Consider the following 11,021-nt stretch of genomic DNA (forward strand, 5'->3'; position numbering starts at 1 on the left):
AAAGCGAGCGCTCGGGTTGGAAGGGTTCCTCGATGGCATCTACCTCCATAGCGGAGTGCGGGAGGCGCTGATCATGGCGACCAAGGACGCCATCGCGGGCGGGTTGACCGAGCGGGCGGGTAGAGGTTATGCCTCTGAGCTTTTACAGGAGGAAATGAAATTGACCGTCGATAACCCTCTATATAATAGTAGGGTAATAGATACCTATATAAAGTTTGTTAAACAAAAATATGATTACGTAAATATCAGTGAATTATTAAGCTACGCAAAGATTGAGTCATATCAGGTTATAGACGAAGGCCACTGGTTTACTCAGAAACAGATAGACCTGTTTTATGAAAGGCTGGAAAAGCTAACTAAAAATAAAAACATAGCAAGGGAAGCTGGAAGATACGCGGCATCATCCGAGTCCCTGGGAGTAATGAGACAGTATATGTTGGGGTTTGTTGGCCCTGCAAAAGCTTATCAACTAATAGGAAAATATGCCCCTAAATTGGCCAAATCGTCAATTTATGAATCAAAAATAAAAACCTCTAATGGAATTGAAATTACTGTCACGCCGCTAAAAGGCGTCCACGAAAAACAATTTCAATGTGATAACAGAATCGGGTATTTTGAAGCCATTGCCTTAGCATTTAACTATAGTCTCCCTGAAATCAGACATCCTGAATGTGTCTTCAAGGGTGGGAAAGTTTGTCATTATATTATTTCATGGAAACAATCGTATTTCTCCTTCTGTAAAAAAATCAGAAATTATGCTGCCCTGTTTTTTCTCGCCGTAAGTCTCGGTGCTTCTTTCATGTATTCTTTGTCTACGCTGATAACAATTGTACCATTTTCTGTTTTTGTTGTTCTTTCATTAACTCTCTATGCTGCAATTATCGAAAAAAAGGAATTAAATACAGCCATAGACAACCTCAAGGTTTCGTCCGATGAGCTCATGGAACAGGTTGACGTAAATTATAACAATTCCCTAATGCTAAGTGAAATTGCACTATCTCTTAGCAAACAAATGGACATCGATATCATTTTATCTAATGCTATGAAAGTCTTGGAGGTCCGCCTTTGTTATGATCGTGGCGTGATTCTTTTAACAAATGAAGACAAGTCCCTGTTATTATTCCGCGCAGGTTTTGGTTATACTCCCGAGCAATTAAACGTTTTGAAGAACACTCAGTTTCACTTAAATATGACTGAGTCAAAGGGGCTGTTTGTTGTCTCTTTTCGTGAAAAGAAACCATTTTTAATAAATGATTTACAAGAGATAGAGGCCCACCTTTCATCTCACAGCCTGGAATTTGCAAAAAAAATGGGGGCATTATCCTTTATCTGTTGTCCAATAATCTACGAAGGAGAGTCCCTGGGAATTCTTGCCGTAGACAATACAAAGACAAAAAAACCGTTGGTCCAGAGTGATATTAGTTTGCTTATGGGCGTTGCGCCTGAAATTGGGATGAGCATTCATAACTGCTTACTCCTGGAAGCCAAAGAACGACAATTTGAATCGATAATACACGTCTTAGCGGCTAGCATTGATGCTCGAGACCCACTGACAGCAGGTCATTCCGAAAAGGTTACAGAATACGCCATGGGAATATGTCACGAATTAGACATACCGAAGGAAGACCGAGAAATCATTCGTATTGCCTCATCACTGCATGATTATGGCAAGATAGGTATTAAAGATTCTATCTTAATGAAACCAGGCAAACTGGATCCAGAAGAGCGTAAGGCAATAGAAACTCATGCGGACAAAACCAAGAAAATATTGGAACGGGTACACTTTGAAGGCGTTTATGGGGAGATTCCTAATATTGCGGGATCACACCATGAAAAAATTGATGGCAGTGGTTACCCAAAGGGACAGAAGGGAGAAGATATTCCTCTGGGTGCTAGGATAATTGGTGTAGCTGACTTTTTCGAAGCTATAACAGCAAAACGTCATTACAGGGACCCGATGCCCATCGATGTAGCGTTTCAACTACTCAATGAGGAGGTAGGAAAAAGTTATGACAAAAATATTGTTGATGCTTTTATTAGATATTATAACGGGAGGTTAAAGACTTAATCAAATAGTTGACAGATTTAAATCAAGCAACAGGCTTACGTCCCCTGCAACAAATTACTGGCGTGTAAGTAAATCTTCTCGGATCGATAAAAAATCTATTAAATTCCCCTAAAAACTCTTCGTATCCTCCATCATATTCTTCAAAATTGAAATTTACCTTCTTTGAGATAACTTCAAACTTCTTTGTCCAGTTGTAGGCATCAATGTCGTTTAATTCCCCAAATATCAGGTGATGAGCGGTAACATCCATGTTTATATCCTGATAGCCAAGATCATACAGGAAAGAATAAAGTTTTCTCCCTACATACGGATCGAAGTCTGCATTTTCCTCTAAATATTTTATAACGGCAAAAATGGTTCTTTCCAGCCTTGGTGAAATGCCAAAATGGCTTAAACAATTATGGTCTAAATCAACCAGGCACAAAATACCACCTGGCTTTATAAGCTTAGTTACATTTTTAACGATGTCAAAACTGCTAGAAAGGTAATACTCTAAAGCAAAACGCATCCAGACAAAGTCAAACATCTCCTCACCGCCAAGGGACTTTCGTATATCTCTACGCCTAAATGTTATCCCTTTATCGTTATAGCGTTCTTTAGCATATTCAATTCTCTTTTCTGAACCATCGAATCCGATTGCCACTCCACCAGGTTGAACTAATTTATGTAATATAGAAGTTACTTTTCCTGAACCACAGCACATATCAGCAACGTGCATACCTGGCTTAATACCAGCCCAAAGAGCTTGCTGCTCAACAACTCTACTATTTGTTTTAATATCCAGACGGAAAGCCTCTTCTTCATTTTCCATTAAGTATTCCATAACCCCCCATCCTTTATGCTCTCAGGTGGTTTAGATCGATACCGGAAATATTTTTGTGATTATATCACTACTTACCATCCCCTGCTTTTCGATGTACAATATCTATACAAAATAATACCATGTAAAATAACTATTGACAACTAAAAACAGCCTTACTACACTTAAAGCCATCAAAAGCAATGCCTTATCAAATAAAACAATCAACCCTGATCAGAGGTGGCAATGGATAAACTCCAAAGAATTGCTAAGCTTTCCTACTATACCGACCCAGATAAGGGACTGGAAGAAAGAAAGAAGATCTCCAGAAAACGCCTAAGAAACACCCTGAACCATATTAATTTTCAAACTGGCACAATACTTATAAATTTCAAACACCTAAAGTATGATACTGTCCTATCTCTTCAAGCCAATCCACAGCCATGTCTTGAAAATAGTTTGGAATGTTTGTGGATTGAACCAGCAGGACTAAAACAGAAATTGAGTTCTTACAAATTTCTAAATTTTCTACTTACAGATGATCTAGCGCTTATTCTTGTTGAAGCTGCCTTAAAGGAAATAAGTGAGGAAGGAATTAGCTTCAGCCTCCCTGAAATTTGTTACGAGCTTAGCTATCGCAAGGTAAGAAGGCATTTATGCAAGGGTATTCAGGTTGATCTCATTCAAAACAGTGTAATATTTTACGGAACTCTTTTGAACTTTAGCGCTGTCTCGTTCTGTATAGAAGTATCAACTGAGCCATCCCAACCATTTCATTGGGTTAATCCTGAAGATACGGTATATGTTACATTCAAAAATAAACAGGATATCCTGTATTCAGGAGAATGCAGGATAATCCGACAAACGTATGGCCAAAAAAAGAGCGTCTTTATAGTAGAACCTGTAAACGATCAGATACGCAGATTTAAGACAAAAGAGTTTCGAAGCTCTCGACACAAATTATCACCCTCACCAAATATTAACTTTATACATCCTTTTACTCAGAAACTTATCAACATGGAAGTTGAAGATCTGACAGGTTCTGGTTTTTCTGTTGAGGAAGACATAGACAATGCTGTGCTTTTGGTCGGAATGATTATCCCGGAACTGTACATAGAAATAGGCTATGATTTTAAAATCAGATGCAAGTCCCAGGTTGTTAATAGAAATGTTCATACAGCCAACGATTGCAAAACTCTCGCGAAATGTGGAATGACCGTTTTAGATATGGACATCCAAGAACAAGTAAGACTTTCGAGTTATTTACAGCAGGCGGAAAATAAAAAGGCCTTTGTTTGCAACAGGGTGGACATAGATGCGCTGTGGAAGTTCTTTTTCGAGACAGGCTTTATCTATCCTAAAAAATATGCTCTTATGTCCGCTGACAAGGAAAAGTTTAAAGCAACTTATGAGAAGCTTTATGTCGAAAATCCCCATATAGCCAGACATTTCGTATGCCAAGATAAAGGTATAATTCAAGCGCATGTATCGATAATCCGTTTTTATGAAGAGACATGGCTACTTCACAACCATGCCTCCCTCAGATCAGGACATGGCAATACCGGACTTGTTGTGATGAGGCAGGTTGAACGTTATATAAACGATTTTCACCGTCTCTATTCAGCACACATGAATTTTGTCGGTTGTTATTTCAGACCAGATAATAAGTTTCCTATGCGTGTGTTTGGAGGGTGTGCCAGAGAAATCAATAATCCAAAGGCATGTTCCGTTGATTCCTTTGTCTATTTCTGTTTTCCAAGAGCTGGCACACAACCTGATCTACCGGAAGCATTGACATTAACTAAAACCCAGCCCGAAGACCTTTTAGAGCTGGAAACTTTTTATGAATATGAATCCGGAGGTCTGATGCTTCAAGCCCTGGATTTAACGCCGGAAATGATTGATAATGATAATCTCAGTAAAGAATTTAACAAGCTTGGTTTCAAAAGGGAAAGGATTCTTTTTTCTTTGAAGAAAAATGATGTTCTAAGGGCAGTTATAGCGGTAAATGTCTCTGATATCGGCTTGAACCTGTCTAACCTGACGAATTGCTTCCACGTTATTATCCTGGACGCTAAAGATCTCCCCGTTAACATAATTTATATCTGCCTCTCCATGCTATCAAAATATTATGAGCAGCAGGATGAAATTCCTGTTTTATTGTATCCCGTTAGCTATGCGCAAAGCCACTCCGTAGCCTATGAAAAAATACATACCCTATGGATGTTGAATACACAATATGGTGATCAATACTTCAAATATATGGAGAATTTATTTCACCATAGGCATGATGATGAAGAGGCTCAATGTTCTATAGCTTACCCCGATATGGACGATACGAGAAGGCGGAGTGAGAAGCATGGGAGGTCGTTGCGCATTATCACTAAGGATGGGATTGACTCCCAACATGAAAACGAAGACGGACGCTAAGAGAGGGCGTTTTACTATGAATCAAAAAGTATTATGGAGAGGAATAGCTGTTTATGTACTTATATTCTTTGTCTTTTGTACTACCTCAAATGCTTATGGCTCTGGCTTTGCAATCTTTACACAGGGTGCATCGGCTTTAGGTCAGGCAGATGCTGTAATTGCGCACGCAGATGACCCCTCGGCGATTTTCTTCAATCCCGCATTGATTAATAAACTCGAAGGAACACAAATAGAACTAGGAACAACCCTGCTCTTCCCTTCGCAGGAATTTAAAAGTGCTGCAACGGGAAATTCATTTCGAACAGAAAGTCAGGTGTTTTACCCACCCACAGTTTTTGTTACCCATAAGTTCAATGATAAGATCAGCGCGGGTTTGGGTGTCTTTAGTCCTTTCGGACTAGGGATTAACTGGGGTAATAGCTGGGAAGGAAGATACATAGCAACCGACTCAGAAATGATAACTTTTAATATCAATCCCGTAGTTTCATACAAGGTAACACCTGATTTTACATTTGCTGCAGGGGTGGATTTCCTTCTCCTTGACACAACGTTAAAAAAGAGTCTAAACCTGTCGGGCTTGGCGAGCGCTGTCCCTAGTCTTGGCCTTCCTGCCGGCCTTCCGGACGGTAGACAAAAATTTAAGGGTGATGGACATGGTGTTGGATATAATTTTGGAATTCTGTATGACGTCAATAAAGACATTTCGTTCGGCGCCTCATACAGAAGCGAAATCAAAGTGGACATTGATGGTGATTCCACCTTTACTCTTCCGAGCCCCTCACTCGGAGCTCTATTTCCAAATACTTCCGGCAATTCACATATTACGCTTCCACGAGTAGTCCAGGCTGGCGTCGCTTACAAAGGTTTTAATCGACTGACGCTAGAAACTGGTATGAGATGGGAAGGCTGGTCATCATTCAAAGAATTAAGGATCAACCTCGATAAACCTGTTTTAGGCAGTACCACGTCCATCACAGAAAAAAACTGGCATGATACGTACTCTGCAAATCTTGGGGTAAAATATCAACTGAATGACACGGTTGCATTGCTTGCCGGATACTTATATGGAGGAAATCCAGTACCTGATAAGACATTTGACCCTATTGTCCCAGATGCGACTACACACCTTTTCACCGTTGGAACAAATGTAAAATATAAGAACATGAGAATTGACCTATCATATGGTTATCAATTGCTGGAGGGGAGGAGTAAAAACAATACGGTTGCTGATCCATTGAATCCTTTCAACAACGCCAACGGAAGGTATAATACAGATATTCATCTGTTCGGTATCAGTCTAACGTATAAAATATAGGCTCTTCTCCCAAACGAGTGGGTAGATTTTCAGTCTTTTTAGATCTCCGGGAGCATGCACGTAAGGATTTTCAGGCGCAGGTACTCCTCGAGCATATCGCCCGCTCTGTCCCAAGGCCCTCTCGCCTCCAGATCCATCCCCCAACCTGCGAGGTGTGCGGCTATCGCTTCAAGGACCGGGCGAAGTTCAATGATCCTTCCTACGAGGTCTGCCGCCGCCTGAAACAGGAGCCGCCGACCCGCTTGATACCGATCGTCTTGCTCACGGCTCTAGCGGCGGAAGAAGCCCGGATCCGAGGGATCGAGGCGGGGGCTGATGACTTCATCACAAAGCCGTTCAGTCGGGCGGAGTTGAAGGCCCGCGTCCGCTCGCTGCTCAGGCTCAAGAAGTTTACCGACGAGTTGGAGCACGCCGAGGCCATGTTGCTCGCGCTGGGCCGAACCGTAGAGGCAAAGGACCCGTACACCCAGGGACACTGCGAGCGACTGGCGGCCTACTCGGTCGCCCTTGGACGGAAGCTTGGCCTGCCACCGGAGGAGCTGACAGCCCTGGACAGAGGCGGGACCCTGCACGATCTGGGGAAGATTGGGATCCCGGATGCGATTCTGTTGAAACCCAGCGGCCTCAGCGAGGTGGAGTGGGTGATCATGCGCGAGCATACGGTGATCGGCGAGCGAATCTGCCAGTCGCTACGATCATTACAGCGAGTTCTGCCGATCATCCGCCATCACCATGAGCGATGGGACGGGAGCGGTTACCCTGATGGCCTTGCGGGCGAGGCGATCCCTCTCACGGCGAGAATCCTGCAGGTCGCTAACATCTTCGATGCGCTGAGGTCCGCGCGACCATACAAGCCTGCCTGGTCGCTACAAACCGCGTGCGATACCCTGCGGGATGAGGTGGCACGCGGCTGGCGTGATCCAGGCGTGGCTGAGCCATTCATCGAGCTGGTCGAGCTGGGCGGGCTGTCGGAGGCCCCGGAGCCTGCCGGTGGAGCAGGGGTATAATAGCTATCCGGGACTGCAGTACTCGCAGGCGCATTTTCCAGGCCAACCCGGACAACGTGCGGTTGACATTCACTGCGACGGTGGATTATTCGAATGAATATCTAGTCAAGGCGGGGCAGCGGGATGGGGCTGGACGGTGCGGCGAGTCTCAAGCTGCCTCGGGAGGAGGGCGTGGTGACGGCCGCCCTCGAACAGTTTCGGGTTCAGGCGGACGCGAAGGGTGTGGCGCTTGCGCTGCGGCTGGAACAGGCGCCGGACAGCCTGGTGGCTGACCCGCTCCGCTTTAAGCAGATTCTGCACAACCTCTTAGGCAACGCCGTGAAATTCACCCCAGCGGGCGGTTCCATTACTGTCACTGCGAAGATAGTTTCGCGTTCACAACCCGAAACCCTAGACCCTCAACCCTATACCCTCGACCCCGGTGATTTCGTAGAAATTACCGTCTCGGATACCGGCATCGGGATTAAGGCTGAGGATCTGGGTCGGCTCTTCCAAGAGTTTACACGGTTAGACAGTTCCTTCGCAAAGCCGCAGCAGGGGACTGGCCTGGGTCTTGCCATGGCCAAACGCCTGGTCGATCTCCACGGAGGGTCCGTGACCGCCACCTCTCCCGGAGAAGGTCAGGGAAGCACCTTCACTGTCACCTTGCCGCTGCGGCCGTCGTGAGGCCGACCGGCCCCGCCCCAGGTCTCTCCGATGCTGCTTGACGTCGTCGCCCGCTTGATTTCTTGAGCCCACCCAACCCTTCCAGAAGCAGGATCTAATCATCACTTAACACCAGAATATCCAGCTCAGAGATCCGTTTGAGCTGACTATCGTTCCCTATAAAACCGGTAGCGCCCGCTTCGATGGAGGTTGCCACCAGGATGGCATCAGGTGTTTTCAGTTGGTATTTGGCGCGAAGCTGGGCACCCAGGTCAGCGATCCCGATCGATAATTCGATCCATTGGAGGTGAGGGTACGTTGTGAGGAGGACATAGAACTGATTGACAAGCTCGTCATTGTTCTCTCGGTAGGGTTGTACCAGGACCTCAAGAAGAGAGAGCGTGGAACAAATCCCGGTATTGCGTCCCGCTTCAATCGATCTGAGTATCTTCTCCGCTAATCGATGATACTCCGGGTGTTCCTCGATGAGGTAGATCAGGAGATTTGAGTCCAGCCCGACCCTGGGGTGCCTTCGCAGGAAGCCCTCGAGACGCTGGGCGCTTACCACGCACGGCGTTCCTTTGACAGGTAATCGGAAGAGTAGAGTCCGCGGCCCTTTCCCGCAAGAGCCTTTGTGTAACTTTTGGGTGTGGGCAACAGGATGGTAATCCCTCCTTTGACGACAACCACGAGTTCATCGCCCCCCTTGACCCCCATGGCCTCGCGCGCTTCTTTGGGAAGGACAATCTGGTTTTTTGTCGAGAGTTTGATAAAAGGCATTGGTTCCTCCAGAGATTGATATTCGCTTTACTTTATCATAGAAGGTAAAGCGACGCAACACGGAGCCTGTCCTGCAAACCCCTTGTTGTGCTTCGACGGGCTCATGCTTCGACAGGCTCAGCAGAACGGAAAACATCAATCTTTTCAATGCCTATACCGTTCGCCCTGAGCGTGTCGAAGGGTGAACGGGAGTTTATGGGACAGGCTCCACGCTAAGCTAATCCCATTTGACACTGCACGAGCTGTGCGCATTGGATCACCACGCCGTTCGCACGGGGTACTGCGTGACAGCGGAATCGGGTGTCAGGAGGACAAGGCCGTGGGCGATCGCCTGGCAGATGAGTATCCGGTCAAAGGGGTCACGGTGATAATCGGGCAAGCGCGTGAGTTGCAACACCGCCTCCTCCTCGATCGGCAGTGAGTGTACTCCGTGTTGCCGTCTCTGCCTGGGTAGGAACAGATGCGGTTGCTCCGGTAACGGCAATCGCCCTAGCCGATGCTTGACTATGATCTCCCACGTGGAGGCCACACTCAGGAATACCTCGTTGCCTTGATCGGAGAAAAGCTCACGCGCTCCCGGGGACAGTTCAGGGCTATCTAAGATGATCCACAGGAACGTACAGGTGTCGAGCAGCAACCTCACAGATCGCGACCTTCGAAGGCGGCAAGAACCTCATCCGGTAGAGGTTCGAAGAAGCTCTTGGATATCTGAAAGGCCCCTTTTGCCAGTCCAATGGGCCGCGGCTCTTTCAGTCGTTGTGGAAGGGCGCGGATCTCTGCAACGGGGGTATTGCGCCTGCACAGTAGGACGGTCTCACCCGCCTCCACCTTGGCCAGGTACTCCGAAAGATGTGTCTTCGCTTCGTGTATATTGAGCTTGATCATGGTCATATTGTAAATCATGTAGTGAACTAAGTCAAGGACCTCTGAACGGCTGGTGCTCTTCATCGCTATTGTCGGGTTCGGAGGTTCGGATTTCCGCATTGCTTTCTTCGCACTACTCGCCCTATAATGTCAGCGTTTTTCTGTTGAAAGCAGCATCGTTTCCGATCACCGGCCATTCCGCCGAGTTGTGCAGTCTGGTCTCTAACAGGATCTTTCTAACGATAACCGTACGAACAGAAGGGGAGACCGATGCCGAGCTATGATTTCAAGTGTGTGGAGTGTAGCAAGAAATTCTCACTGACGATGGGCATCAAAGAGCGGGGGACCAAGCGATTGAAATGCCCGAAATGCGGGGCCGGCAAACCGGAGCCCATCTTCTCGACCTTTTTCGCCAAGACCTCGCGCAAAAGCTGAATGATTTCGCTAGAGTAAAAGGGACCCACCTAACACGGCAATGATCGAGCAAAAGGAGCCCACTCTGATACGCTCGCTGTTTCTCGTGTGTTCGAGCAAGACCACACCAGAGACAGGGAGGGAGAGGAGTGCTAGGGATGGATCAGTACGAGCTCATCAGGACGGCCGCTCGGGTGTATCAGAAGAGTATTCGTCAGATCGCGCGGGAGACTGGGCATACACGCAAAACGATCCGCAAGGTTCTAGCTGGCTGGGAGCCTAAGTACCGGAGGAGGCACGAACCGGCCTCCCGGGTGATGGACTCGGTCGCCGCCATCATCGAGGGCTGGCTCCGCACGGATCAGGAGACCCCCAAGAAGCATCGCCACACGGCGCACCGGATCTGGACCCGACTGGTCGAAGAGTATGCCTTTCCGGGTGCGGAGTCGACAGTTAGACGATGGGTGCGGGAGCAGAAGGCTCGGCTGGGATGGCCGACAGTCACAGCGGTCATCCCCTTAGACCCGGAGCTCGCGCAGGAGGCGGAAGTCGACTGGGGAGCTGCCTGGGTCCGCATGGCAGGAGAGGAGCGGCAGGTCAAGCTCTTCTGTATGCGATCGCGCTATTCGGGCATGCCCTTTGTGCGGGCCTATCCGTACGAGCGACAGGAGATGTTCTTCGATGGCCACACCCGAGCAC

At 47.0% G+C, this 11,021-nt stretch carries 11 protein-coding genes and 1 pseudogene; 7 read left to right on the forward strand and 5 right to left on the reverse strand.

What is annotated here, in order from left to right; all coding sequences use genetic code 11:
- Positions 1 to 73 precede the first annotated feature (73 nt).
- Positions 74 to 2,068: an HD domain-containing phosphohydrolase gene (locus CLG94_RS10255; RefSeq protein ID WP_239993211.1), complete on the forward strand. Its 1,995-nt coding sequence runs from the start codon at positions 74 to 76 to the stop codon at positions 2,066 to 2,068.
- A gap of 22 nt (positions 2,069 to 2,090) precedes the next feature.
- Here CLG94_RS10255 and CLG94_RS10260 read toward each other — a convergent pair whose 3' ends face one another.
- Entirely contained in the window at positions 2,091 to 2,891 is an 801-nt protein-coding gene (locus CLG94_RS10260; protein ID WP_107563253.1) for a class I SAM-dependent methyltransferase, read from the reverse strand.
- Positions 2,892 to 3,113: 222 nt separating this feature from the next.
- Between CLG94_RS10260 and CLG94_RS10265 the strand changes: the two genes are divergently transcribed.
- From CLG94_RS10265 to CLG94_RS10280, 4 genes are all read left to right on the forward strand, one after another.
- A complete protein-coding gene (locus tag CLG94_RS10265) occupies positions 3,114 to 5,297 on the forward strand; it encodes a PilZ domain-containing protein (RefSeq protein ID WP_107563255.1) in 2,184 nt (727 codons plus the stop codon).
- Positions 5,275 to 6,612 carry an OmpP1/FadL family transporter gene (locus tag CLG94_RS10270; protein WP_239993212.1) on the forward strand — a complete coding sequence of 446 codons (1,338 nt, stop codon included), beginning with the start codon at positions 5,275 to 5,277 and terminating at the stop codon, positions 6,610 to 6,612. The genes CLG94_RS10265 and CLG94_RS10270 overlap by 23 nt, the downstream gene beginning before the upstream one ends.
- A gap of 17 nt (positions 6,613 to 6,629) precedes the next feature.
- Positions 6,630 to 7,619 (forward strand): HD domain-containing phosphohydrolase, encoded by a 990-nt coding sequence (locus CLG94_RS10275; RefSeq protein ID WP_239993213.1) that lies wholly within the window; start codon positions 6,630 to 6,632, stop codon positions 7,617 to 7,619.
- A gap of 123 nt (positions 7,620 to 7,742) precedes the next feature.
- Positions 7,743 to 8,285: a sensor histidine kinase gene (locus tag CLG94_RS10280; protein WP_107563257.1), complete on the forward strand. Its 543-nt coding sequence runs from the start codon at positions 7,743 to 7,745 to the stop codon at positions 8,283 to 8,285.
- A gap of 94 nt (positions 8,286 to 8,379) precedes the next feature.
- Here the strand turns inward: CLG94_RS10280 and CLG94_RS10285 are convergent, their stop codons facing one another.
- The 4 genes from CLG94_RS10285 to CLG94_RS10300 form a co-directional block, all read right to left on the reverse strand.
- Positions 8,380 to 8,832, reverse strand: coding sequence for a type II toxin-antitoxin system VapC family toxin (locus CLG94_RS10285; protein WP_107563259.1), 453 nt, complete (start codon positions 8,830 to 8,832; stop codon positions 8,380 to 8,382).
- Entirely contained in the window at positions 8,826 to 9,044 is a 219-nt protein-coding gene (locus CLG94_RS10290) for an AbrB/MazE/SpoVT family DNA-binding domain-containing protein (RefSeq protein WP_107563261.1), read from the reverse strand. Before CLG94_RS10290 ends, CLG94_RS10285 begins: the two co-directional genes overlap by 7 nt.
- A gap of 256 nt (positions 9,045 to 9,300) precedes the next feature.
- Positions 9,301 to 9,687 (reverse strand): type II toxin-antitoxin system VapC family toxin, encoded by a 387-nt coding sequence (locus tag CLG94_RS10295; protein WP_107563263.1) that lies wholly within the window; start codon positions 9,685 to 9,687, stop codon positions 9,301 to 9,303.
- Positions 9,684 to 9,935 carry a type II toxin-antitoxin system Phd/YefM family antitoxin gene (locus CLG94_RS10300; RefSeq protein ID WP_239993214.1) on the reverse strand — a complete coding sequence of 84 codons (252 nt, stop codon included), beginning with the start codon at positions 9,933 to 9,935 and terminating at the stop codon, positions 9,684 to 9,686. The genes CLG94_RS10295 and CLG94_RS10300 overlap by 4 nt, the downstream gene beginning before the upstream one ends.
- 243 nt (positions 9,936 to 10,178) lie before the next feature.
- Here CLG94_RS10300 and CLG94_RS10305 point away from each other — a divergent pair, with 243 nt between their 5' ends.
- Positions 10,179 to 10,343, forward strand: coding sequence for an FmdB family zinc ribbon protein (locus CLG94_RS10305; RefSeq protein ID WP_107563264.1), 165 nt, complete (start codon positions 10,179 to 10,181; stop codon positions 10,341 to 10,343).
- 137 nt (positions 10,344 to 10,480) lie between these two features.
- A pseudogene (locus CLG94_RS10310) lies at positions 10,481 to 11,021 on the forward strand (IS21 family transposase); the annotation flags it as partial.

Origin of the sequence: Candidatus Methylomirabilis limnetica, from assembly GCF_003044035.1 — a bacterium.
Taxonomy (GTDB): Bacteria; Methylomirabilota; Methylomirabilia; order Methylomirabilales; family Methylomirabilaceae; genus Methylomirabilis; species Methylomirabilis limnetica.